The organism is Bordetella muralis (assembly GCF_054781015.1).
This window is the reverse complement of sequence record NZ_BAAGVF010000004.1, coordinates 263581-288634: the sequence shown is the minus strand read 5'-3', so window position 1 is coordinate 288634 and position 25054 is coordinate 263581. Positions and strand designations below refer to the sequence as shown.

Sequence of the window (25054 nt, the reverse complement as noted above, 5' to 3'; positions counted from 1 at the left end):
ATGTCTATCCTCACTGGCACCGCATCCTGGACCGACCCGACGCTATTGGCGTGCGGCCGCTTTTACCCGCCGGACGTGCGCACGCCCGAGGCGCGTCTGCGCTATTACGCCAGTCAGTTCAAGCTGGTCGAGGTCGACGCCACGTACTATCGCCTGCCCGATGGCCGCACCGCGCATGCATGGGCCACACGCACGCCCGACAACTTTGTCTTTCATGCCAAGGCGTTTCGCCTGTTTACCGGACACCCGGCGCCCGTGCGGGACTTGCCTGCTGACATTCAACGCGAACTCGATGTTTCGCCCACGGTGTTCTATCACCAATTGCCTGCGGAGCTGCAGCGCGAACTGTGGCAACGTTTTCTGGTGGGCCTGGAGCCGCTGCGGATGGCGGGCAAACTGCGTGCCATCCATTTTCAATTTGCGCCCTGGATACAGAGAAACCCTCGCGGGACCGCACTGTTGCACGAATGCGAACGGCACATGCAAGAGCATCTGATGGCGGTGGAATTTCGCCATCGTAGCTGGTTTGAAAATGCCTCGGCGAGCGCGTGGACGCTGGATTTACTGCGCGATGCAGGTATGGTGCACACGGTGGTCGATGCGCCGCAAGGGTTCAACAATACGGTCCCTGCGGTGTGGGCCAGTACGCATCCCGAGCTGGCCGTGTTGCGATTGCATGGGCGCAATACGGCTGCATGGAACAATACTAGCGGTGCCTCCTCAGGCCGTTTTCAATACGAATATTCGCCAGAGGAACTCGCGGATCTGGCGCAACGGCTGAAGCGTTTGGCGGAGCAGGTGCGTAGCGCTCATGCGGTGCTGAATACCAACTATCAGGACCAGGGGATGCGTAACGCGGCGGGGTTGGCTGCCGCATTGCGTATTCATCAGTGAATTACGTGGGGCTTTAGTTGGCCGTGAAGTAAATAACGCGGTTTTTTAGCGGGGCAAGACGGGGTATGAGTTCTGTGGGGCGTCGAAGCGGGGCATCTCTGATTCCCTCGTCGCTGGCACGGGTGGTTTTCTTAGGCTTCGTAGGAACTGGCGTTTGCAAGGATGAAGATCTTGCAGGGCCGCTATTCATTGGCGCCTAGGGGCGCGCCAATGAATAGCGTTCGTGATCTGCATGCCATGGCTTTGGCATTGGAGATAAGCAGAAGATCTCTCGAGCTACGAGTTCGTTATACCTAGAGATGAACTACGCATCATCGCCGCACGCGTCAACTCTAGCCAAGCAGATCTTCCAAACCAGCACCACGCCACCCCGCTGCATGCCCGGACTGATCGCCATTTTCGGGGGTGCAGGGCACCCGAAAATGGCAGCCCTGCAAGATCTTCCTCTTTACCAACACGGTCACAGAAAAACGCCAAGCAAGAGACTCGTGCCAGCGGTGTGACGAGCTTGAGTTACTGCGAGTCGAGCCGAGGCAATCGGGCCGTGAGGGCGCCTCAAAGCCGAGTGGAGCGGACGTCGAAGGGAGCGCGAAGGGAGCGCGAAGGCGCGGACGAGACGAGCGAACACGGTGTCCGGCGCCCGCGCGCCGGACCGGCTTTGTGAAGCCCTCACGGCCCGATTGCCTCGGCTCGACGTCCAATAAGCACGCCCTCCTCACCCATCGAACCCCCGACGACATGAGGAACGCAAAACTACTCAGTAGCCGCCCATTTATTGCACCACCATAGCCGAAAATGGCCACACGTAGGCTTGCAACGTGACATACAACCCGACCAGGGAGGCCAACGCAATCGAGTGGAAAAACACATAGCGCAAGATATCGCCTTCGTGATGGAACCAGCGCGTGGCCGTTGACGCAACCACGATCGACTGGGCATCGATCATCTTACCCATCACACCACCCGAGCTGTTTGCCGCGCCCATCAAGTTGGCCGACAGCCCCAACTGCTCGGCAGCGACTTTTTGCATGCCGCCAAAGAGCACGTTCGATGCCGTATCGGACCCCGTCAATGCGACACCCAACCATCCCATCAAGGTTCCAAAGAAGGGATACAACACGCCCGTATTGGCAAAGGCGAGACCCAGCGTGGTGTCGGTGCCCGAATAACGCGTCAGCGTGCCCAACGCCAGCATCAGCACAATGGTCAGCAGCGAATACTTGACCAGCCATATCGTTTTAAAGAACGTGCGCACGATCGCGATCGGGTTGTATTTCATCACGAAGGCGCTGACCACGGCCGCCAGCAAAATCGCCGTTCCCGTCGCGGACAACAGATTCAACGAATACACCGCAGTCTCGGCGTGCGCTTCCGGCACCACTGGCGGGACTTTGAAAATCAGATTATGCAGACCGGGCATCGGAAAGGCCGGTGCAAAGAGGCTGTTGAGCCACGCCTTTACCGGAGGCAGGCCCCAGATGAAAACAAAAACAGACAGAATGACCCACGGCGTCCACGCGGCAATCAGTTGCTCGCGGCTGTGACTCACAACCGCCTGCATAGGTTTGGCTTCGGCAGCGCTGATGTCTTTGCCTCGCAACGACGCCGAGGTCCAGATGTTCTTGGGCCGCCATACACGCAAGAATGCCACCAGGGTCGCCATCGATACCAGTGCCGCGATGATGTCCACCAACTCGGGGCCCATAAAGTTCGAGACGAGGTATTGCGGCACCGCGAACGAAACCCCCGTCACGAGGATGGCGGGCCAGATTTCCCACATGCCCTTGCGCCCCGCAAAAGCCCAGATCAGCCAGAACGGTACCAGCAAGGAAAAGAACGGCAGTTGCCGCCCGATCATGGCCGTGACCTGATCCAGCTCATAGCCGTGCACCTTGGCCAGGGTGATCACGGGTGTACCCAAGGCGCCGAACGCCACCGGTGCCGTATTTGCAATCAGCGACAGGCCCGAGGCTGCGAGTGGCGAAAAACCCAAGCCGATCAAGATGGCTGCGGTCACGGCTACGGGCGTGCCGAACCCGGCCGCCCCTTCAAAAAAGGCCCCAAAGCTAAAAGCAATCAGCAGCAACTGAATGCGGCGGTCCTCAGTAATGCCCGAGAGCGAGTCCTGCAAGACCTTGAAACTGCCGTTCTGCTCGGTCAGCTGGTGCAGGAAAATAATATTGAGCACGATCCAGCCGATGGGCAGCAGGCCGGTAAAGCCCCCGAACACCGCTGCACGCCCCGCCATCTCGGCCGGCATGCCATAGGCAAAGATCGCGACGAGCAAGGCGGTGATCAGCCCCATGCCCGCGGCGATGTGCGCCTTGATATGAAAAACCCCGAGCGCTGCCAGCATCACCACTACGGGTAATGCTGCCAGTAGCGTGGAAATAAACATATTTCCAAAGGGGTCATAGATCTGCTGCCAAGTCATGCTGTCGTCTCCGGTTCAACCTAGTAAGTCGTCAGCGTCCCCCACGGGAACGCACGTTTGTTGTTCAGATAACTGCCAATCACAGGTCTAGCCCGCGCATGTAACCAGCGAGTTCCTGACAGTTGCATGAACGTAAGTTCCCGGTAAGGAAACCATCTAAGCTGACTAAGAATCTGTCTGCCGAGCCTAAACACCCTGCCCTGCAAACGTGCTAGATTTGTGCACCGTTCCCTAGAGCCTCGCATGACCCGCACCTTTACCCGAGACGACACCCGCCGCATTGCGGCTATCCTGGCCGAAGCCGCGCAGGTCGAAGTGATGCCGCGTTTTCGCCGGCTCACTGCCGGCGCCGTGCATACCAAGAGCTCGCCGCGTGACCTGGTCACCGATGCCGACGAGGCCGCGGAACGCTTTATCACCACCAAACTCGCCAAGCTCTATCCCGGCGCGATCATGGTGGGCGAAGAAGCCTCGGCGCGTAATCCCGCCTTGCTGAATATGCTGGTCGATGCCGACTTGGCTTTTTTGATCGATCCGATCGACGGCACGCGCAATTTCGTGGCGGGCCTGCCTTTGTTTGGCATGATGGTCGCCGTGTGCCATCGCGGCGACGTGTTGGCCGGCGTCATTTACGACCCGGTTGCGCATGACTGGGCCATGGCCGTACGGGGCGATGGCGCCTGGTCCGAGTCGGCCGATGGCACACAGACGCCACTGAAAGTGGCACAGCCGGCGCCGCCCCACGACATGGATGGCATGATTTCAACCGGGTTTCTGCCAGAGCCTCTACGCAGCACCGTCAACGGAAATCTGGCCGCGTTGGGCGCGACTGCGTCGCTACGCTGTGCCGCACACGAATATCGTCTGGCAGTCAGTGGCCACTGCCACGTCATGCTCTACAACAAGCTCGATCCCTGGGATCACGCGGCGGGCTGGTTATTGCATCGCGAAGCCGGCGGATTCTCCGCGCACTTTGACGCCAGTCCGTACAAACCGACGCATCGTACGGGAGGTTTGCTTTATGCGCCGGATGTAGGCAGTTGGCATGCGACGCGACGCGCGCTGATGGGCGAGGATTTCCCACCGCTATAGAGAGGCGGATGCCGCGCGACGCATGTGATGTTGGCCAGCGAGCATCGCCACTCTCTGGAAAATATGACGACTGCCGTCGGAACTTATCCCCAGATTTTGTGGACAACCCTATGGACAGCCTGGGGTCTTTGGCGAAAAAGCCAACGGGGCCAAAGACTTAGGAATTTCGTTCAGGACTGATCAGCACCATCGCTGCATGCCCCCCCAGCGGATACCCGTCACGCAGCCGGGTCAGACGCGCCAGAACCCACTGCACCGGCTCTCACCGCTGAATCCTTCAGTGGCGAAAAAGGCTCCCACGCCGCGCCTTCGGCTTGCTGCCCCCTAGGGGGCGTTTTTTGCCTTGGGGCGGCCCGGCGACAAAAAAGAAGGACCATATAACGCGTCCAGAGTTTCTGCACAGGAGGCCGACACCTTCAAGGTGAACAACTCATCGGCTCGCGTACGCCCAAGATTCAACGCAGCGATAGGCAGCCCGGCCTCCGAGGCTGCTCGCACGTAGCGATAGCCCGAGTGCACCATCAATGACGATCCGACGACCAGCACGGCATCCGCATGCTCGAGCGCATCCCGTGCCCGCACTCCGCGTTCTGGCGGAATGCTTTCACCAAAAAACACCACATCGGGTTTGACGATACCGCCACAGCGGGGACAGGCCGGGACGACAAAACTGCCGAAATCCACGCCTTCCAGATCGGCATCGCCGTCGGGCGCATCGGCAGCATCCAGTTCAGCCCAATCCGGATTACGCGAGTTCAATTGTGCCTGCCAGGCAGCACGCGGGCCGCGCCAATCGCAACGCATGCAGCGCACCTCGTCCAGACGGCCGTGCAAATCCAGCACGTTGCGACTGCCGGCGGCTTGATGCAACCCATCGACGTTCTGCGTAACCAACAGGCGGATGTGGCCTCGCGTTTCGAGCAACGCGAGCGCGCGATGCGCTGCGTTGGGTTGCACATGGCCAAAACGGCGCCACCCTACGGTACTGCGCGCCCAATAGCGCGCCCGCGCGGCATCGCTGCCCATGAAGGCCTGAAAATCGATCGGCGGGCTGCGTTTCCATTGGCCATCGGCATCGCGATAATCAGGAATGCCCGAGCCCGTGCTACAGCCTGCGCCCGTCAACACAAACAGATGCCTGTGCCCATCGATAAACTCGCCCAGCGCCTCGAAGTCTGGCATGTGTGGTGATGCCTTATAAGCTGCCCAGCCCGCAATTGGGCATGTTGCTGACCAGACTGGCCTGCGTCACGGTGCTCTGGGCCGGCACACTGCGCGTGAGCCAGACGTTGCCGCCGATGACCGAACCGCGGCCGATCGTCACGCGCCCCAGGATCGTCGCGCCGGAATAAATCACCACATCGTCCTCAATAATCGGGTGACGCGGCAGGCCTTTTTTGAGCTCGCCGTTTTCGCCTGGCGGAAAACGCTTCGCGCCCAAGGTCACCATCTGATAGAGCCGTACACGGTCCCCGATGATGGCCGTCTCGCCGATCACGACGCCTGTGCCGTGATCAATAAAGAAGCTCTTGCCGATGGTCGCGCCCGGGTGGATGTCGATCCCCGTATCGGCATGCGCGATCTCGGCCACGATGCGGGCCAGCATGGGCACGCCCAGCTTGTAAAGCACACTGGCCAAGCGATGATGAATCATCGCGGCTACGCCGGGATAGCACAGCAGCACTTCATCGACACTATGCGCGGCAGGGTCTCCCTGATAGGCCGCTGTCACATCCAGATCCAATGCCCGCCGAACTTGCGGCAACGCAGCGCCAAACTGACGCACGATCTGCACTGCGCGGGCATGTATCGTATCGTCTGATTCCGCCTCGCCCGTGTTACGGCCCATGTGGTGCAACTCCAGACAGACCTGGTGCAGCAACGCGTCCAACGCCGCACCGATGGTATGCCCGACGTAAAAGTCCTCGACCTCGGCGCGCAGATCAATAGGCCCCAGGCGCATCGGAAACAACGCTCCGCACAATTGCCGAATGATGGTGCGCAGACTTTCCTGCGAGGGAAACTCGCGATCGCCCGAATCCTCGCGCAGGCGCCCGCGCGGGCCGCGCCAGTCGACACGGGCCGCTCGCAGCCCGGAAACGATATGGTCCAGATTCCAGTGAGCTTGAGACGAATCGTTCATGACAACAGTCCTGCGGCTAACGCAGCCGGCGTGCATTCAAACATGAAAACCTCGGAGAAAAGCCTGCGTCGCGCATTCTGCAACGCAATATGCATGAACTGTAACCGCTAGCGCGGATTTTGCCTCGCGCGACCCGTCTCACAATGGGGTTTTGGCGCTACATTGCGCGCGCATCGCCTGTTGATCAACCCGGCAGAACGCCTGCGCCATCCCCAAAAACCACCTACGGGTTAATGCTGACTCGATCAAAAACCTATCTGCCTTTATATTTCATTCAAACGAACGTTTGAATGAAATAACTGATGAATAAGCCCACTGCTGCCGCTGCAGAAAGCCCCAGGCCTCTCCATGGCGCCCCGAACTCGTCGGCGAACGGGTCCGATGACCTCCAGCCGCTAGGGCAGCCAACACGCGACATCATCCTGGACACGGCAGAACGGCTTTTTGCACAGCAAGGGTACGATGGCACCTCAATGCGGCAGATCACGAGTGAGGCCGGTGTCAATCTGGCTGCCGTGAACTACCACTTCGGCTCCAAAGATTCACTGGTACAGGCCGTGCTGAAGCGCCGCTTGGCTGTGCTCAATCAGGAACGGCTGCGCCTGCTGGACGAACTGGAGGCTCAGGCACAAGGACAACCGCTCAAGCCCTCGCAAATCGTCGATGCGTTCTTTGGCACCCTGCTGCGCCTGGCATCGCGTCCCGAACACGTGGGCAAGAACTTTCTGCCGCTGCTCGAGCGCACCATGACGGATCCCACCGGTTTTATCCGCGCCATCGTGGCCGAGGAATACGCCAGTGTCATGGAACGCTATCAGAACGCCTTTTTCAAGGCGCTGCCCGATGTGCCTCGCACCGAGATCATCTGGCGATTTCAATTCATGCTCGGCGCCACCTCGTACGCCATCGTCGGCACCGAAGTCTTGCGACTTGCCATGGGCTGGAGCGTGGAAGACGGCGATCCGACTCACGATCCCGAGCGCACACTGCAACGATTGATGAGCTTTTTATTGGGCGGTTTGCGCGCGCCCTTGCCCCCTGCGTCGGCGTCGCACGCAACGCCCTGACGGCACGAATAAAACATTCGCCCGCATGCAGCATTTGAGACTCGCAACGGGCACCGGCAACAACCCTGACGGAGACAACATAAGATGAACGGACTCTTTGCGATCAGCGGCATCTTGATAGCCTCGATCGTCATCGTACTGGCCGTGCCACCGATCCGGCGCACGCTCTTGTCGCGCCCCTTGTTTCAGGCCTATCGCAAAGTCCTGCCGCCGATGTCCGACACCGAACGCGATGCGCTGGAGGCCGGCACCGTCTGGTGGGAAGGCGAACTGTTTCGCGGGCGGCCTGATTGGCAGCGACTGCTCGATCTGCCCAAGCCCGCACTGACTGCCGACGAACAACAATTTCTGGACAATCAGACGGAACAAGCGTGCCGCATGGTGGATGACTGGCAGGTCACGCAAAAACAATATGACCTGTCTGCCGATACCTGGGACTATCTCAAGCGCAATGGTTTCTTGGGCATGATCATCCCGCGCGAATACGGCGGCCTGGGTTTCTCAGCCTACGCGCATTCGCAGATCATCACCAAACTGTCGACGCGCTCGTCTGCGCTGGCTGTGTCGGTCATGGTACCCAACTCGCTGGGACCAGCAGAATTACTGCTGCACTACGGGACTGATGCTCAAAAAAATCATTATTTGCCCCGCTTGGCTCGTGGCGAAGAAGTCCCCGCGTTCGCGCTGACGAGCCCTTGGGCCGGCTCCGATGCCGCCGCGATTCCAGACTCGGGCGTCGTCTGCAAAGGCATGTGGCAGGGCCAGGAAGTGCTGGGCATGCGCGTGACCTGGGACAAGCGCTATATCACGCTCGCCCCGGTGTGCACGTTGCTGGGATTGGCATTCCGGCTCTATGACCCGGATGGATTGCTGGGCGGTCCCGCTGATGTCGGCATCACGTGCGCACTGGTGCCGCACGATCATCCCGGTGTAGAAACGGGACGGCGTCATCTCCCGTTGAATGCCATGTTCATGAATGGCCCCACGCGTGGCACGGATGTATTCATGCCGCTGGATTTCATCATCGGCGGCCCGGCCAGAGCGGGTCAAGGCTGGCGCATGCTGATGGAATGCTTGGCAGCCGGCCGCTCGATCTCATTGCCGGCCTCGAATACGGGAATGTCGCAACTGACAGCACGCACCGTCGGCGCCTATGCGCGAGTGCGCAGCCAGTTCCGCACGCCGGTGGGACGCTTTGAAGGCGTCGAAGAAGCCCTGGCCCGTATTGGTGGACATACCTATCTGATGGACGCAGCGCGAGTGATGACTGCCGGCGCGATCGACCTCGGCGAAAAGCCCTCGGTAGTGTCCGCCATCGTTAAATACCACATCACTGAACGCGCGCGGCAAGTCGTCAACGACGGCATGGACGTGATCGGCGGCAAGGGCATCTGCCTGGGGCCGTCGAATTTTCTGGGGCGGGCCTATCAGCAGGTCCCTGTAGGCATCACAGTGGAAGGCGCAAACATCCTGACGCGCAGTCTGATTATCTTTGGCCAAGGTGCGATCCGTTGTCATCCGTATGTCCTGGCAGAAATGCAGGCCGCGGGAAACAGCGATACCCAAGAGGGGTTGAAAGCCTTCGACCGTGCGTTCTGGCGTCATATCCGATTTGTAGTGGGTAATGGTTTACGCACAGTGGGCCACGCAGTGACCGGAGGACGCCTAGCACGCGCGCCGGCCTCGGCGGCGCCTGAGATGCATGGCTATTACCGCCAGCTCACACGCTATGCGTGCAGTTTTGCGTTGCTTGCCGATCTATCGATGGCGCTGCTGGGCGGCAGCCTCAAACGCCGCGAGCGCTTGTCGGCACGGTTGGGCGATATCCTGTCGCAGATGTACCTGGCCTCTGCCGTACTGAAGCGATTCGAGGATGACGGCAGGCAATCGGCAGATGCGCCGCTGGCCCACTGGGCACTGCAGGACGCGCTGCAACATTTGCAGGCTGCATTCGTCGGCGTACTGGACAACCTGCCACAACGTTCGGTAGGCTGGACGCTACGCCGACTGGTGTTTCCCTGGGGACTCATGCAGCACACACCATCCGACGAGTTAAGCCAACGTGTTGCTCGCCTGCTGACAGAGCCTGGCGCCACACGAGAACGTCTGACTGCCAACTGCCATGTGCCGGACACCGATGATGAGCCCGTCGGTGCGTTGGAACAAGCTCTCGTCGCCACGCTGGATGCAGAGGCTGCCGATGCGCACCTGCGCGCCTATGAAAAAACCGGCGCGCTCACAGGTGATCCGCGCGCCAACGTCCGCGACCTGGCCGAGGCAGCACATGCGCGCGGGGGATTAGATCAGCGAGATTATGAATGCATCAAGCGCCGCGATACGCTGCGCGATCAAGTCATCCGGGTCGACGATTTTCCGTTCGACTTCGGAATGACAGGCGCCGTCCAGCCCGGCGCTCAACGCAAGGCCGCTTAAGGCACATACGCCAAGGAAACCTTATGCCACACGCCCCTATCTACGTCGTGGACGGTGCGCGCACTCCTTTCCTGAAGGCGCGCAATGCGCCGGGTCCCTTTTCTGCCGCGGACCTGGCGGTACAAGCCGGACGTGAGCTTTTGCTGCGGCAACCCTTTGCACCCGCCGACCTCGACGAAGTCATCGTGGGTTGCGCAGCGCCGTCGGCAGACGAGGTCAACATCGGCCGCGTGATTGCGTTGCGGTTGGGCTGCGGTCATCGCGTGCCTGGCTGGACCGTCATGCGCAACTGCGCCTCCGGCATGCAGGCGCTCGACAGCGCCATCGCGAACATACACACCGGCCGTTCCTCGCTCGTCCTGGCGGGTGGCGTCGATGCCCTGTCACGTGCACCATTGCTTGTCTCCGATGAGATGACGCGCTGGCTCGCAAGCTGGGCCGCAGCGCGCGGCGCAGGCGATCGTTTCACGGCGCTGCGCCGTTTTCCATGGCGCAGCATCGCCCCCGTGATCGGCCTGGTCAAGGGACTCACCGATCCCGTGGTGGGGCTGTCCATGGGACAGACCGCAGAAAACCTCGCCACACGATTTGGCATCAGTCGCCAGGCGATGGACGAGTACGCGGCACGCAGTCATGCCCGAGCTCTGGCGGCCAGAGAGGCGGCCGCTCGCGAGATCGCGCCGCTGATCGATGCGCGCGGCACACTCTATCCCACCGATGACGGCGTACGCGATGATTCCACTGTCGAGAGGCTGGGCAAACTACGTCCGGTATTCGACAAACCCTGGGGCAACATCACCGCCGGCAATAGCTCGCAAGTCACCGACGGCGCGGCGTTGCTGCTACTGGCCTCCGAGGACGCAGTCAAACGCTGGAACCTGCAACCCTTGGGACGTATCGTCGATTCGCAATGGGCGGGCCTGGATCCCGCGCAGATGGGGTTGGGGCCGGTACACGCCACCACCTCGATCCTGCAGCGGCATCATTTGGGTTTGAACGATCTGGACCTGTGGGAAATCAATGAGGCCTTTGCCGCGCAGGTGCTGGCGTGCCTGGCGGCGTGGAACGATACCGTCTATTGCCGTGAGGAGCTCGGCACTGAACCCTGGGGCGTGCTGGATCAAGCACGCTTGAACGTCGAAGGCGGCGCCATCGCGCTCGGCCATCCCGTCGGCGCTTCGGGTGCACGTATCGTGCTGCATCTGCTGCAACTGCTACGGGAGCGTGGCTTGCAACGTGGCATGGCAGCGATTTGCATCGGTGGCGGACAAGGCGGCGCCATGCTGCTCGAAACGGAGACTGCGCAATGACGTCCACGACAGAGATCTCGCCATCGCAATGGCGGCACTGGCGCCTGGCGCGCGAAGCCGATGGTTTGGCATGGCTGACGATCGATCGCGCCGACAGCGCCGTCAATGCCTTGTCGGCCGAGGTCATGACCGAGCTTGCCCAGGTCCTGGACACTTTGCAGTCGGCGCCGCCGGCGGGTCTGATCATACGTTCCGGAAAGGCCGCAGGCTTTATCGCCGGCGCCGACGTAGAAGAATTCGCCGGGCTCGATACGCCGCAACAAGCGCACGTGCTGGTGGAACGAGGTTGGCAGTTGTTCAACCGGTTGGCCAGCGTACCCTATCCCACCCTTGCCTTGATCCAGGGACATTGCCTGGGCGGTGGCCTGGAACTGGCGCTCGCATGCCGCTATCGATTAGCGGTGGATATACCGGGCACCTCGCTGGCGCTGCCGGAAGTCATGCTGGGTATTTTTCCCGGTTGGGGTGGCATGCGCCGCTTGCCTGCCCTGATCGGTCCCGCCGCCGCGCTGGACATGATGTTGACGGGACGCCCTGCCGATGCGCGCAAGGCCGCCACGTTGGGCCTGGTCGATGCACGCGTGCCGCCGAGGCTATCGGACACGGCTGCGCGCCGTCATGTATTGTCTGGCAAACCGGCTCGTCGAGCGCGCGGCATCGCCGGGTGGATGAACCATGCACCCTTCAAATCGCTGGTGGCCAAACGCGCGCAGAAACAAGTCAACGCCAAAGACCCCCTGGGCCACTATCCTGCTGCGCCTGCCATCATCACCCTCTGGTCGCAATACGGCGGCAACGCCCTTGCAGCGCCACAGGTCATCGATCGCATCCTGACCTCCGATACAGCGCGCAATCTGCTGCGGGTATTCCGTTTGCAAGAACGCCTGAAGTCCTGCGGCAAAGCGCGTGAGGGGGCTTCGCCTGTACAGCATGTGCACGTGGTCGGGGCCGGCACGATGGGCGGCGACATCGCGGCCTGGTGCGCACTGAAAGGCATGACGGTTACGTTGCAAGACCAGGATGCCGCACGCATCGCCCCCGCCATCGGCCGAGCCGCGACGCTCTACTCACGCAAACTCAAAGACCCCTATGCCGCGCGGGCGGCCGCCGATCGCTTGATCCCGGATCCGGCGGGCGACGGCGTCGCACGCGCCGACCTGGTGATCGAAGCCATCACGGAACAGGCCGAGGCCAAGCAGGCCCTGTATCGTGCGATTGAACCCCGCCTCAAACCCGATGCGATCCTGGCCACAAACACGTCCAGTCTGTCGCTGGCCACCTTGCGGGCCGGGTTGACTGTACCGCATCGGCTGGTCGGTATTCACTTTTTCAATCCCGTCGCGCAAATGCCATTGGTCGAGGTCGTCCAGGCAGGCCCCGATGAACAAGGAATACAAGCGCGCGCCTGCGCGTTTGTCGGCCAGCTCGGCAAACTGCCGTTGCCCGTGAACGATGCGCCAGGATTTCTGGTCAATGCGGTGCTGGCGCCCTATATGCTGGCTGCCATGCGCCACGTGGATAAGGGCGTTTCGCCGGAGACCGTCGATCGCGCCATGACAGACTTTGGCATGCCCATGGGGCCGCTGGAATTAGCGGACACAGTGGGCCTGGATATCGCCCTGGCGGCCGGGCAGCAACTCACGCAACAGGCAGAGCCGCCGCGCTGCCTGGCCGATCGTATTGCCCGCGGGGATCTGGGCCGCAAAAGCGGCCAGGGCTTTTACACCTGGCATGACGGCAAAGCTCGCAAGCGCGAACCAGGAACACCGCCCGCGGGCCTGGCAGAACAATTAATCGCACCCCTTATCGAACGCACGCAACAGCAGGTCGATCAACGCGTCGTCGCCGACGCCGACCTGGCTGATGCGGGCGTGATCTTTGGCACAGGCTTTGCCCCATTCACGGGCGGGCCGCTGCACTACCGGAATAACAAGCTGCACAACACCAGTACGACATAAAAAGGCGCCGACGCACAGGCCCATGCAGTACCTGTATTTACGCCTGACGAGAGGAGACACACCATGCATAAAAAATCGTTGGCCTTGGCTACTTTGTCCGTTGCTATCACGGCGATCGGCAGTGCCAATAACGTACACGCCGCCGGCTTCCAGTTGTTGGAGCAAAATGCCAGCGGCCTCGGCAACGCCTACGCCGGCTCGGCTGCCATCGCGGAAAACGCCAGCACCATTTATTACAACCCCGCCGGGATGACCTATCTGCCCGGCTTCAATATTTCCGCCGGCGTAAACGCCATACAACCGTCTTTCAAGTTTCGCGACAACGGCAATAGCCGCAACCCCACCGCGCTGGGCGGCGGTGCGCCCATGGGAGGCAATGGCGGCGATGCCGGCGACCTCGGGGTCGTGCCCAACGCCTATTTTTCGTGGCAGCTGAACGAAAAATGGTTTGTCGGCCTGGGCGTCGGAGCACCGTTTGGATTGATGACCGAATACAACGACGATTGGGTCGGCCAGTATCACTCCAATAAATTCGACATCAAGACCATCAACATCAACCCGTCGATTGCCTACAAGGTCAATGACCAATTCTCGATGGGCTTCGGCGTGAACTGGCAACACATCGACGCGCAATACAAAAAGAAAGTGGTGGTTCCGGTGACACCTGCCGGTCCTTTTCTGCCTGGCGATGCCGACTTGAATCTGGATGGCGACGCGTGGGGCTGGAACATCGGCTTCATGCTGCAACCGACCGAGGACACCCGCATCGGGCTATCTTACCGGTCTAAGATCCGTCACAGCGCCAAAGGCGATACCCAGATCGACGGCTTTGCTCCCGGACAATCCTTGTCCTATGACGCCAGCACGCGTGTCGAACTGCCCGACTCCTTGATATTGAGCGCCGTGCATCGGTTGAATCCGCAATGGGAATTGCTGGCCGATATTTCGTGGACAGGCTGGAGCAGCCTGCCCCAACTGAAGATCAAAAACGACGGCGGGCCGACCGACACGCTGCCGCTGGATTTCCGCGACACCTGGCGCGTCGCGCTGGGCGCCAATTATCAGTTCGCGCCGAAATGGAAATGGCGCTTTGGTGTCGCCTGGGATCAGTCCCCCGTGCACAACCCGAGCGATCGCCCCACGTCGCTGCCCGACACGGATCGCTGGTGGTTCTCGACCGGAGTACAGTATGCAGTGAGCAAAGACACGCAGATCGACGTAGGCTATACCTATCTGTACCTGCGTGATGCCGACATCGATACTACCTCGGGCAATGCGCTGACCAAGGGCCGCGTCGCAGGCGACTATCGCAGCAAAGGGAACATCCTGGGGATCCAGGTGTCCACCCGGTTCTGATTGTCATCATTTGCCCGGGTTCGCCGTATCGAGGCCGCACATGCTATCGGGCAGCGCCTGGCGCTGCCCAAACAGGAGACCACTTTGAGCAGCAAGTTCATTGTCAAACACGCCGCAGTGCTGGGAGCTGGTGTCATGGGCGCGCAAATCGCCGCCCATCTCGCCAACGCTGGCGTTCCCGTTACCTTGTTCGACCTGACCGCTAAAGACGGCGATCGCAATGCCATCGCGAACAAAGCCCTGGCAGGCCTGAGAAAACTCGAGCCCGCGCCGCTGGCCAGCCCCTCACGCCTCGCGTTGATCAGGCCTGCAAACTACGATGACCATCTCGATCAGCTGCCTCATTGCGATCTGGTCATCGAAGCCATTGCCGAACGCATGGACTGGAAAACGGCACTGTACGAGCGTATCGCCCCGCATGTCTCTCCCGACGCGATCCTGGCCTCGAACACATCCGGGTTGTCTATCGGTGAATTGGCCGACGCCCTGCCTGAAAATCTGCGCGCCCGATTCTGCGGCGTGCATTTTTTCAATCCACCGCGCTACATGCGTCTGGTCGAAATCATCGCCACCCGCCACACACAAGGCGAGGTCGTCGATCACCTGGAAAGCTGGCTGACCAGCCAATTGGGCAAAGGCGTCATCCGCGCGTTGGATACCCCCAACTTCATCGCGAATCGCATCGGCGTGTTTTCGATTTTGGCCGCGCTGCATCACACCGGACGGCTCGGCCTGGGCTTTGACGAGGTGGACGCGTTGACCGGCCCCAAGATCGGCCGCCCCAAAAGCGCCACCTATCGCACCGCCGACGTCGTAGGCCTGGACACGCTCGCCCACGTCGTCGCCACCATGCGCGACAAGCTGCCTTCTGACCCCTGGCATCCCCATTTTCAATTGCCTGCATGGCTCAATGCCCTCATCGAACGCGGCGCGTTGGGCCAGAAAAGCGGCATCGGCGTCTATCGCAAAGTCGGCAAAGAGATCCAGGTGCTGGATCCCGCGGCGGGCGACTATCGCCCCTCGGCAGGTGTCATTGCTGACGAAGTCGATGCGATCCTGAAACAACGCGATCCGGCCCAACGCTTTGCAGCATTGCGCACGAGCAAACATCCTCAGGCTCAATTCCTGTGGAGCTTGTTCCGCGACATTTTTCACTACAGCGCCGCCCAGCTCGAACATATTGCCGACAACGCTCGTGATCTCGACCTGGCGATGCGTTGGGGATTCGGCTGGGCGCAAGGCCCCTTTGAAACCTGGCAGGCGGCTGGTTGGCGCAGTATTGCCGATGCCATCGCAGCCGATATCGCTGCGGGAGCAGCGATGAGCACGGCTCCCCTGCCGGACTGGGTACAAGAAAGCGGCCGCGAAGGCGTGCACAACGCGCAGGGCTCTTATTCTGCACGGGACGGTAAACAGAAACCGCGGTCCACGCTGCCCATATACGCACGCCAGTTGTTCCCCGAACGCCTGGTTGGCGAAACCTCCATCCCACGAGGCGCCACGCTATGGGAAAACGCAGGTGTGCGCCTGTGGCACCTGCCCGAGCTCGATCCGGGCATCGGCATCCTGTCATTCACCTCAAAAATGCACACCATTGGTGACGAAGTCCTGGACGGCGTTCTGCATGCGGTGGCCTATAGCGAGCAACAATTGGATGCGCTGGTCGTCTGGCATGACGCACCGTTTGCCGTTGGCGCGAATCTATCGCAAGTCGTACAAGCCTGCGTCGCCGGTCAATTCGACATGCTGGAGGCGAACGTAGAAAAATTCCAGCGCGCGTCGCTGTCATTGCGTTATGCACGTGTGCCGACCGTGGCCGCAGTACAAGGCATGGCACTGGGAGGCGGCTGCGAGTTTCTCATGCATTGCAGCCAGCGGGTCCTGGCGTTGGAGAGCTATATCGGCCTGGTCGAGGCCGGTGTCGGCCTGGTGCCGGCAGGAGGCGGCAGCAAAGCCCTCGCCGCACGCGCTGCCGCACTGGCCGCGATGACGGCGACGCCCGCAGAGGTGTTTCCGTATCTGCAACCGGTATTCCAGAACATTGCCACTGCGCAAGTCTCAAAGAGTGCACTGCAGGCCATCGACATGGGCTATGCCCAAGCACACGACCAAGTCGTGTTCCATCCCGACGAATTACTGTGGGTCGCCATCAAGCAAGCCCGCGCTGCCGCCGATGCCGGCCACACCCCCCCATTGCCCGTGACCAACATTCCCGTCGCGGGCCGCACCGGTATCGCGAACTTTGAAATGGTGCTGATCAACATGCGCGAGGGCGGCATGATCAGCGCCCATGATTACCGGGTCGCCCGCAGCGCCGCTGTCGCCCTGTGCGGCGGCGAAGTCGAAGCCGGCACACGCGTGGACGAAGACTGGCTGCTGGCCGTCGAACGCCGCGAATTCGTGGCCTTGTTGCGTACCAAGGAAACGCAAGCACGTATCCAGCACACACTGGAAACCGGCAAGCCTCTGCGCAACTGACACCGACAAGGATTCCCCATGAGCAAACAAATTCAAGACGCCTATATCGTCGCCGCCACCCGCCTGCCCGTGGGCAAGCGCAATGGCCTGTATGCCACCACCCGCCCCGACGATATGCTGGCCGCCGCCCTGCGCGCCGCGCTGGCCCAGGTCCCTGCTTTAGATCCCGCTCGCGTCGAAGACGTCATTGCGGGCTGCGCCATGCCCGAAGCCGAGCAAGGCATGAACGTCGCCCGCATGAGCCTGCTGCTCGCCGGTCTGCCGGACAATGTCCCGGGCGTTACCGTCAATCGTTTCTGCGCCTCTGGTTTGCAAGCCGTCGCCGATGCTGCCGCGCGAATCCGGTTGGGCATGGCCGACGTCATGATTGCCGCCGGCACAGAATCGATGAGCGCCATGCCGCAAATCATGGGCAACAAGGTTGCCATCAATCCCGAGATTTTTGCGCACGATGAAAACCTGGGCATGGCCTATGGCATGGGCCTGACCGGCGAGAAAGTCGCAGCCCAATGGAAGATCTCGCGCGAGGATCAGGATGCCTTTGCCTTGGCCTCGCATCAAAAAGCCTGCGCGGCCATCGCAGCGGGACACTTCAACAACGAGACCACGCCCTATCAGACTGTCACGCACCTGCCCGGCGACGCCGGGTCCGTGCGTACCGTGGAAAAACTGGCCGAGCAAGACGAAGGCCCACGCCCCGACACCAACGCCGAGGCGCTCGCCAAACTGCGTCCCGTCTTTGCCGCGCGCGGCTCCGTGACCGCAGGCAACAGTTCGCAAATGTCCGATGGCGCCGCCGCCGTCGTGCTCGTGTCCGAGCGTATCGTGCGTGAACTCAATCTCACGCCGCTGGCGCGTGTGGTGGGTTTCTCGGTCGCAGGAGTTCCCCCCGAGATCATGGGCATCGGCCCCAAGATGGCCATCCCCAAAGCCCTCGCCCAGACCGGCATCGCACAGCAGGACCTGGACTGGATCGAACTCAACGAGGCTTTTGCCGCACAATCATTAGCCGTCATGCGCGACCTGCAACTGGACCCGGCCAAGGTCAATCCATTGGGCGGCGCGATTGCCTTGGGCCATCCCTTGGGCGCCACGGGCGCTATCCGCACCGCCACCATCGTGCATGGCCTGCGGCGTACCGGCGGCAAATACGGCATGGTCACGATGTGTGTTGGCACCGGCATGGGTGCGGCCGGTATATTCGAGGCACTGTAGCTCGCATCGACTCAACATATGGAACGCATCTGGCTCGATCATTACCCGCCCGGCGTCCCTGCCGACATCGACACTACGCCCTACGAATCGCTGCTGACGATACTCGACGATAGTTGCCAGCGTTTTGCCGGCAACCCTGCCTACACGAGTCTCGGCACCACGATCTCCTACGCCGAGTTCGATCGTCTGTCGCGCGATTTTGCCGCATGGCTGCAATCGCGCGGCCTGCGCCAGGGTGACCGTGTCGCGCTGATGCTGCCCAATCTGCTGCAATATCCCATCTGCCTGTTCGGGGCATTGCGTGCAGGGTGCGTCGTCGTGAACTGCAATCCGCTCTATACCGCCCACGAATTGGCGCACCAATTGGGCGATGCCGGCGCACAAGCCATCGTCATTGCGGAGAACTTCGCCCACACGCTGCAAAAGGCGCTGCCGCATACCGCTCTGCGTCACATCGTCGTTACCTCCATAGGTGAATTGCTGGGTCCCATCAAGGGCAGAGCGATCGATCTGGCCGTGCGCCACATCAAGCGCAAAGTCCCGGCATGGTCGCTGCCCGGCACCGTGCGCCTGCGTACCGTGCTGGCTGCCGGTCGCAGCCTGTCGTTACACCCACCCACGCTGACGCGCGCTGACCCCGCATTTCTGCAGTACACCGGCGGCACCACCGGTGTCGCCAAAGCCGCCGTGCTCAGCCACGGCAACATGCTGGCCAATCTGTGCCAGGCCCATGCGTGGATACGCGGCCATCTGCGCGAAGGCGAGGAATGCATCGTCACCGCCCTGCCGCTCTATCACGTGTTTGCCCTCACGGCCAATTGCCTGACCTTCATCAAGCTGGGCGCGCGCAACCTGCTGATTCCCGATCCTCGCGATCTGCCGGCCTTTATCAAGGCCTTGCGCAAGACACCCTTTAGTGCCCTCACGGGCGTCAACACCTTGTTTTGTGCATTGCTGAATCATCCCGACTTTGCCAAGCTGGATTTTTCCCGGTTGCGCATCACACTCGGTGGCGGCATGGCCGTACAGCGGGCAGTCGCCCAACGCTGGCGCGAGGTGACTGGCGTCTCGCTGTGCCAAGCTTACGGCCTCACAGAGACCTCTCCTGCCGTCACCTTGAATCCCCTGGATGTCAGCATCTTTACCGGCTCGATCGGTCTGCCGGTGCCCTCTACCGAGATATCCATCCGCGACGATGACGGCCGCGAGCTGCCGCAAGGCGAAACCGGCGAACTCTGCGTCCGAGGTCCCCAGGTCATGTCGGGCTATTGGAAACAGCCCGCCGAAACTGCCCTGGTCTTTTATCCCGATGGTTTTCTGCGCACCGGAGACATGGCCTATGTCGACGAACGCGGCTACGTCTATCTGGTCGATCGTAAAAAAGACCTGATCCTGGTATCAGGCTTTAACGTCTATCCCAACGAAGTCGAAGACGCCGCCGCCCTGCACCCCGGCGTACGCGAAGTCGCCGCCATCGGCGTACCTGACGAGCGCTCGGGTGAAGCGGTCAAACTATTCGTCATCCGCCGCGACCCATCCCTGGATGCCGCCACCCTGATCGCCCATTGCCGCCAGCACCTGACCGGCTACAAAGTCCCGCGTCACGTCGAATTCCGCGATGAGTTGCCTCGCAGCGCTGTTGGCAAGATCTTGCGCCGCGAGCTGAAACCCGGTGCCCGCCCGTAAAAACACCAGCATGCGACACACAGAGGTCGCGCGGAAATAGGCCCTCACAGAGCCGCCACAGCATTGCCGCCGCTGGCGGCGAATCTCCCCCGGCCTGACATAAGCAGCCTGACAATCTGCCTCAGCACGGCAACAGCCAGATACAACACCTCGCAAGGCGAGCCGCTGGCGTTTTCTAAAGCCCCACTATAATTCGATAAAATTAATACAAATCATTATCACTATCGGATATTTTTTCCTAATTTGGGGATTGTGTTGAACCGTTATTTGCCTGCGACACCCGTCCGCAAGACGCCCGCCTTTACCTTAGCCCTATTGACCGCCAGTCTGGCCCCGCTTTTTGCCCAGGCACAAGGCGCAGATACCGACGCCGCGACCCTGCCAGCGGTGCGCGTCACCGGCACCCAAGAAACCGCCACCGGCCCTGTCGAGGGATATGTAGCGACGCGCAGCGCCACAGGCACAAAGACAGACACGCCACTGCTGGAAACGCCGCAAGCCATCACGGTTATCCCCCGTGAACAATTCGTCGACCAGGGCGCACAAAATGTCCAGGACGCGCTGAACTACGCCGCCGGCGTGCGCCCCAATGCCTACGGCGTCGACAATCGCGCCGACTACGTTCGCGTACGCGGCGTCGAGCCCGTACAGTATCTGGATGGCCTGCGTCAGTTCTTCAGCTATAACAACCCGCGCACCGATATTTACGCACTGGAACGACTCGAAGTCCTGCGCGGCCCATCATCAATGTTGTACGGCCAAGGCAGCACCGGCGGCGTGTTGAACCTGGTCAGCAAACGCCCGTTATCGGAGGCCCAGCACGAAATCGGCGTCATCCTGGGCAATCACAATCGCAAAGAAATCCAGGCTGACCTGACCGGCCCGGTGACCGAAGACGGCGAATGGCTCTACCGCGTCGTCGCAGTCGCTCGAGACAGCGACACACAGGTGCAACACGTCGGCGACGATCGGCTGATGCTTGCCCCTTCGCTCACGTGGCAACCCAGCGCCGCCACCTCACTGACCCTGCAAGGTTATTTCCAGAAAGACAAAACCGGCACGACGCAATCGTTCCTGCCCTGGAGCGGCAGCGTCAGCGGTAACCCCAACGGTCAGATTCCCACGCGCCGCTTTGCCAGCGAACCGGGCTTCGATGCCTATGACACCGAGCAATTCAGCGTAGGCTGGCTATTTGAGCACAAGTTCAACGATCGTTGGACCGTGCGGCAGAGTTTCCGCAATACGATCAGCAAAGTCGACTACAAGTCGATGTATCCGGATTCGTACTCGAATCCCGAAGCCCCGTACATCGACCCGGAGCAAATGACGCTCAACCGCTACTATTACGTGCACAAGCCACGCATGCGTACGCTGCTGGTCGATCAAAACGTAGAAGGCAAGGTGGATTGGGGCGCGACCCAGCATACCTTGCTGTTTGGTGCGGACTACAGCCGCTATCGCGAAACGGGACAAGAAGCCACGGGCCTCGGCAGCCCGTTGAACGTCTACCATCCTGTTTACGGCAACATCCCGGAATACGATCTCAGCGATACGCCCAAGACGAAGCAACAGCAACTCGGTTTTTACGCGCAAGACCAGATGCGTTATCAAAACTGGATCTTTGTCGCAGGGATCCGCCACGACCGAGCCCAGACCGATATCGAAGGCAACGACCGCGAAGTCGACAACGCCACGACCAAACGATTCGGCCTGCTCTACGCCGCAGACAACGGTCTGTCGCCGTACGTCAGCTACAGCGAGTCTTTCACCCCTATTGGTGGTACGGACTTCTATGGCAACCGCTGGAAGCCGATGCGCGGCAAGCAATGGGAACTCGGCTTGAAATATATGCCGCCCGACTCCGGGCTGGAGTTCACCGCAGCAGCCTACGATCTGCGCGAGAAAAACCGCCAGGCTCCCGATCCGTCCAATCCGAACAACCAGATTCAGGCAGGCAAGACGAAGACTCGTGGCATTGAACTGGAACTGCGCGGCCGCGTGACCAAGCAACTGGACGTCATCGCCAACTATATCTACACCGACATCGATTCCGACCTGGAGCCCGTGCCCAAACACATGGCATCGCTGTGGGGGAAATATCGTTTTGCCGTGGCCAGCCTGCCTGGATTCTCCGTCGGCGCAGGTGTGCGCTATCTGGGCTCGTTCACCGACGGCGCCGCGCCGGAAACCCCGTCGGTCACTTTGTTCGACGCAATGGTGGCCTATGACAGCGGCGCGTGGCGTTACGCGCTGAACGTCAACAACATTGCCGACAAAACCTACGAGGTCACGTGCCTGAGCCGCGGCGATTGCTTCTATGGGCAACGGCGCACGGTCACGGCGAGCGCGACCTATCGGTTCTGATCTGACGACCGCAACAATAAAATTGCCGTAGCGTAGAGGAGTTTTCCTCTTCCTACGGCGATTGACCTACCGGCCTGCACCTAAACCGCGCTTAACCCAATTGCATGCCTGTCGCCTTGATGATTTTCCCCCACTTATCTTTCTCGGCACGAATGAATTGACCAAAGGCCTGAGGCGTATCTCCCACCAGTTGTACTCCGACCTCATCGAAACGCTTGATCACCTCGGCATTGGACAACACTTGCCTCACCGCATTATTCAAATGATCAACCACATCGTCTGGCGTTCCCGCAGGAGCAACTACACCAAACCAAGCCTCTGACTCAAAGCCCGGCACGCTCTCCGCAATCGCGGGAATGTTTTTCATACTATCAAGCCGCTTCGCCGAAGCTACGCCCAGCGCCCGCATCTTGCCGGCCTGCACTTGCGGATAGGTGGTGGGTGAATTATCAAACATCACTTGAATTTGCCCGCCCATCAAATCCGTAGCCGCAGGCGCACTGCCGCGATAGGGAATGTGCTGCAAATCGATGCCGGTTTCCAATTTGAGCAGTTCCATCGTCAAATGACTCGTTGTACCGCTGCCTTGCGATCCATAAGCCACCTGTCCCGGATGTTGTTTGGCGTAGGCGATCAACTCTGTCACTGAATGGAACGGCGCCTTGGGATTGGCTGCCAACATAATAGGCACCGATGCCAATAGAGACACAGGCGCAAAGTCGCGAATGGGGTCATATCCGGGATTAGCATATAGCTGTTGATTAATACTCAGTGGACCGGCGCTGGATACCAGCAAGGTATAACCATCCGCTTTGGCGCGCGCCACATAGGCTGCACCGATATTTCCTCCTGCTCCTTGCTTGTTCTCAACGATCACCGGCTGCCTGAGAATCGTCGATAGTTTTTCAGCGACAACGCGTGCCACCACGTCGGTGGTCCCTCCCGCCGGGAACGGCACAACAATCGTCACTGCGCGCTCGGGATAACTTGCTGCCAACGCTGCGTTGGCACACAGCGATGCCATCGCGGCGGCGCTCGCCAGCATGCGCCAGACTTGTCTGAACATAACTTGTCTCCGTCATTTTTATATTGAGTTTTTGATGACCGCGGCCGGGTTCAGCTTTAAGCACGCCTCCCGTCACAAATCATTTTTGCGAGTCAAAATCCGTACAACGCGGCCGGGTTGTCCACCAATAGCTTTTGCTGAACCGCCACATCGGGCACCCACAAGGGAATCAGGTCGACCAGATCGCCGTCATTGGGCATAGACACATCACAGATCGGGTGCGGCCAATTGCTGCCCCAGATAATGCGATCAGGCCAGTGTTTTGCCACACGATGAATCATCGGCAACATATCGGCATGAGGATACGGCTGCGACGACAGGCGATATAAGCTCGCCAGCTTGACCCAGGCACGCCCCGCGTCCATCAAGCTTGCCAGAGCCTCAAATGCAGGACTGTCCACGCCTTCGTCACCGCGTATACGCGCCATGTGATCCAGCACAATGTCGACTCGCAAAGCCTGCAACCGTGGCAACAGCGAGACCAATTCATCGGCATGCTTGAAATGCAGCACTAAATGCCAACCCAGCTGTTGCGCCTCGTCAGCCAAAGCCTCCAATTGATCGAAACCTACGCCTCCGCCCACGACGGTAGACAAACGATAGCCACGCATTCCTAACGCATGCATGCGCTCTCGTTCGGGCAATGGGCACCCCGGCGGCATCACTGCGACACCGCGGGCGCGGGGCCCCATGCGCTCCAACGCATTCAGCGTGGCAGCGTTATCCGTTCCATGCGCACCGCCATGCACGATGACGGCTCGATCGATGCCTAACGTCGCCAATAGTTTGATGTAATCATCAACGGTACAGTCCTCCGGCGTATAGCTACGCTGAGGCGAATAAGGAAATTGCGCCTGTGGACCAAAAATATGGGCATGGCAATCACATGCCCCCACAGGCATCTGAAAACGGGGTGGTCGAGTATGACGGTCAGGACCAGCACAACGCTTTGGTTCTCGTGCCTCGTTCGAGTTGTTCATGTATGTCTCCTTTGAACCATGACAACATCAACGGGCTTGTGCTTCGCGTTCGGCAATGCGGGCCAGCACATCCGCTCCCCGATTAGCCGCAGACACTCCGCGGAACAAATACGCCATGCTCACCACTGCCTGCAGTTCTTCCCAACTCGCGCCCGCACGGCGGGCGGCAATACCGTGAATCACGGCCGCATCACTTAATTCCGCCATCAACATGCCAAAAATCATCAGTTGCGCCGTCTTGACGTCGAAGCACGGAGGATTCATGGCGTGCGCCCGAATTCGCTCCTGCATGTCGACCAAGACGGGATCCAGGGCACCCGTCACCTGCAAACGCGCCTCAACGCGCGGCGGCAAATAACCAAGCAATTCTCGATAACTGTCCGCTTGGCGTTCCAGGGCGGCCGGATCGCGCGGTGCGCCCATGGCTTGAACAACAACCGAAGCATCTATGCGAGATGCAGACATACCGGACTCCTTCGTCAAGACGTATCAGGCCGGCAGCATGCCGCGCCTCTTTTTTATGGTTGACGAAGCCGTCGGTAAAGTCAATAAAAAATCGATTTTATTTTTTAAATCGA

The 25054-nt window shown here is 60.4% G+C and carries 17 protein-coding genes; 11 read left to right on the top strand and 6 right to left on the bottom strand.

The genetic code is table 11. The features are described from left to right. Positions 1-894 (top strand): DUF72 domain-containing protein, encoded by an 894-nt coding sequence (locus ACYVIT_RS09935; RefSeq protein WP_415807510.1) that lies wholly within the window; start codon positions 1-3, stop codon positions 892-894. 772 nt (positions 895-1666) lie between these two features. Here ACYVIT_RS09935 and ACYVIT_RS09930 read toward each other — a convergent pair. Next, positions 1667-3328 carry an L-lactate permease gene (locus ACYVIT_RS09930; protein WP_415807512.1) on the bottom strand — a complete coding sequence of 554 codons (1662 nt, stop codon included), beginning with the start codon at positions 3326-3328 and terminating at the stop codon, positions 1667-1669. 243 nt (positions 3329-3571) lie between these two features. Here ACYVIT_RS09930 and ACYVIT_RS09925 point away from each other — a divergent pair, with 243 nt between their 5' ends. Then, positions 3572-4420 (top strand): inositol monophosphatase family protein, encoded by an 849-nt coding sequence (locus ACYVIT_RS09925; protein WP_415807513.1) that lies wholly within the window; start codon positions 3572-3574, stop codon positions 4418-4420. A 324-nt stretch (positions 4421-4744) separates the two neighbouring features. On the opposite strand, the gene ACYVIT_RS09920 is transcribed toward ACYVIT_RS09925, so the two are convergent. Both ACYVIT_RS09920 and epsC read right to left on the bottom strand, forming a co-directional pair. Further along, positions 4745-5602, bottom strand: coding sequence for an NAD-dependent protein deacetylase (locus ACYVIT_RS09920; RefSeq protein ID WP_415807514.1), 858 nt, complete (start codon positions 5600-5602; stop codon positions 4745-4747). 13 nt (positions 5603-5615) lie between these two features. Continuing rightward, positions 5616-6563, bottom strand: coding sequence for a serine O-acetyltransferase EpsC (epsC, locus tag ACYVIT_RS09915; protein ID WP_415807515.1), 948 nt, complete (start codon positions 6561-6563; stop codon positions 5616-5618). Between the two features lie 302 nt (positions 6564-6865). On the opposite strand from epsC, the gene ACYVIT_RS09910 reads away from it, so the two are divergent. The 9 genes from ACYVIT_RS09910 to ACYVIT_RS09870 all read left to right on the top strand — a co-directional run bounded on the left by ACYVIT_RS09910 (position 6866) and on the right by ACYVIT_RS09870 (position 22430). Then, positions 6866-7630, top strand: a complete 765-nt coding sequence (locus ACYVIT_RS09910) for a TetR/AcrR family transcriptional regulator (protein ID WP_415807516.1) — start codon at positions 6866-6868, stop codon at positions 7628-7630. An 84-nt stretch (positions 7631-7714) separates the two neighbouring features. Then, the gene (locus tag ACYVIT_RS09905) at positions 7715-10063 is read left to right on the top strand and encodes an acyl-CoA dehydrogenase (RefSeq protein ID WP_415807517.1); all 2349 of its coding nucleotides are present in this window, start codon (positions 7715-7717) and stop codon (positions 10061-10063) included. A 23-nt stretch (positions 10064-10086) separates the two neighbouring features. Further along, the gene (locus ACYVIT_RS09900) at positions 10087-11373 is read left to right on the top strand and encodes an acetyl-CoA C-acetyltransferase (protein WP_415807519.1); all 1287 of its coding nucleotides are present in this window, start codon (positions 10087-10089) and stop codon (positions 11371-11373) included. After that, positions 11370-13331: a 3-hydroxyacyl-CoA dehydrogenase NAD-binding domain-containing protein gene (locus ACYVIT_RS09895; RefSeq protein WP_415807520.1), complete on the top strand. Its 1962-nt coding sequence runs from the start codon at positions 11370-11372 to the stop codon at positions 13329-13331. The genes ACYVIT_RS09900 and ACYVIT_RS09895 overlap by 4 nt, the downstream gene beginning before the upstream one ends. A 63-nt stretch (positions 13332-13394) precedes the next feature. After that, positions 13395-14687, top strand: coding sequence for an OmpP1/FadL family transporter (locus ACYVIT_RS09890; protein ID WP_415807521.1), 1293 nt, complete (start codon positions 13395-13397; stop codon positions 14685-14687). A gap of 84 nt (positions 14688-14771) precedes the next feature. After that, positions 14772-17165: a 3-hydroxyacyl-CoA dehydrogenase/enoyl-CoA hydratase family protein gene (locus ACYVIT_RS09885; RefSeq protein WP_415807523.1), complete on the top strand. Its 2394-nt coding sequence runs from the start codon at positions 14772-14774 to the stop codon at positions 17163-17165. Positions 17166-17183: 18 nt separating this feature from the next. Then, on the top strand, positions 17184-18380 hold the full coding sequence (locus ACYVIT_RS09880; RefSeq protein WP_415807524.1) for an acetyl-CoA C-acyltransferase: 1197 nt from the start codon (positions 17184-17186) through the stop codon (positions 18378-18380). Positions 18381-18398: 18 nt separating this feature from the next. Beyond that, positions 18399-20066 (top strand): AMP-binding protein, encoded by a 1668-nt coding sequence (locus ACYVIT_RS09875; protein WP_415807525.1) that lies wholly within the window; start codon positions 18399-18401, stop codon positions 20064-20066. Positions 20067-20321: 255 nt separating this feature from the next. Next, positions 20322-22430: a TonB-dependent siderophore receptor gene (locus tag ACYVIT_RS09870; RefSeq protein WP_415807526.1), complete on the top strand. Its 2109-nt coding sequence runs from the start codon at positions 20322-20324 to the stop codon at positions 22428-22430. Between the two features lie 91 nt (positions 22431-22521). Here ACYVIT_RS09870 and ACYVIT_RS09865 read toward each other — a convergent pair whose 3' ends face one another. The 3 genes from ACYVIT_RS09865 to ACYVIT_RS09855 all read right to left on the bottom strand — a co-directional run bounded on the left by ACYVIT_RS09865 (position 22522) and on the right by ACYVIT_RS09855 (position 24941). Further along, positions 22522-23496, bottom strand: a complete 975-nt coding sequence (locus tag ACYVIT_RS09865; protein ID WP_415807527.1) for a Bug family tripartite tricarboxylate transporter substrate binding protein — start codon at positions 23494-23496, stop codon at positions 22522-22524. A 92-nt stretch (positions 23497-23588) separates the two neighbouring features. Continuing rightward, entirely contained in the window at positions 23589-24476 is an 888-nt protein-coding gene (locus ACYVIT_RS09860; RefSeq protein WP_415807528.1) for an amidohydrolase family protein, read from the bottom strand. Between the two features lie 27 nt (positions 24477-24503). Continuing rightward, a complete protein-coding gene (locus ACYVIT_RS09855; RefSeq protein WP_415807530.1) occupies positions 24504-24941 on the bottom strand; it encodes a carboxymuconolactone decarboxylase family protein in 438 nt (145 codons plus the stop codon). Positions 24942-25054: the final 113 nt, after the last annotated feature.

Excerpts from the sequence above, each read along its gene's own strand:
- ACYVIT_RS09890 (WP_415807521.1), top strand. The coding sequence starts at position 13,395 with ATGCATAAAAAATCGTTGGCCTTGGCTACTTTGTCCGTTGCTATCACG.
- ACYVIT_RS09935 (WP_415807510.1), top strand. The coding sequence starts at position 1 with ATGTCTATCCTCACTGGCACCGCATCCTGGACCGACCCGACGCTATTG.
- ACYVIT_RS09900 (WP_415807519.1), top strand. The coding sequence starts at position 10,087 with ATGCCACACGCCCCTATCTACGTCGTGGACGGTGCGCGCACTCCTTTC.
- ACYVIT_RS09895 (WP_415807520.1), top strand. The coding sequence starts at position 11,370 with ATGACGTCCACGACAGAGATCTCGCCATCGCAATGGCGGCACTGGCGC.
- ACYVIT_RS09855 (WP_415807530.1), bottom strand. The coding sequence starts at position 24,941 with ATGTCTGCATCTCGCATAGATGCTTCGGTTGTTGTTCAAGCCATGGGC.
- ACYVIT_RS09925 (WP_415807513.1), top strand. The coding sequence starts at position 3,572 with ATGACCCGCACCTTTACCCGAGACGACACCCGCCGCATTGCGGCTATC.
- ACYVIT_RS09875 (WP_415807525.1), top strand. The coding sequence starts at position 18,399 with ATGGAACGCATCTGGCTCGATCATTACCCGCCCGGCGTCCCTGCCGAC.
- ACYVIT_RS09880 (WP_415807524.1), top strand. The coding sequence starts at position 17,184 with ATGAGCAAACAAATTCAAGACGCCTATATCGTCGCCGCCACCCGCCTG.
- epsC (WP_415807515.1), bottom strand. The coding sequence starts at position 6,563 with ATGAACGATTCGTCTCAAGCTCACTGGAATCTGGACCATATCGTTTCC.
- ACYVIT_RS09920 (WP_415807514.1), bottom strand. The coding sequence starts at position 5,602 with ATGCCAGACTTCGAGGCGCTGGGCGAGTTTATCGATGGGCACAGGCAT.
- ACYVIT_RS09930 (WP_415807512.1), bottom strand. The coding sequence starts at position 3,328 with ATGACTTGGCAGCAGATCTATGACCCCTTTGGAAATATGTTTATTTCC.
- ACYVIT_RS09860 (WP_415807528.1), bottom strand. The coding sequence starts at position 24,476 with ATGAACAACTCGAACGAGGCACGAGAACCAAAGCGTTGTGCTGGTCCT.
- ACYVIT_RS09910 (WP_415807516.1), top strand. The coding sequence starts at position 6,866 with ATGAATAAGCCCACTGCTGCCGCTGCAGAAAGCCCCAGGCCTCTCCAT.
- ACYVIT_RS09905 (WP_415807517.1), top strand. The coding sequence starts at position 7,715 with ATGAACGGACTCTTTGCGATCAGCGGCATCTTGATAGCCTCGATCGTC.
- ACYVIT_RS09865 (WP_415807527.1), bottom strand. The coding sequence starts at position 23,496 with ATGTTCAGACAAGTCTGGCGCATGCTGGCGAGCGCCGCCGCGATGGCA.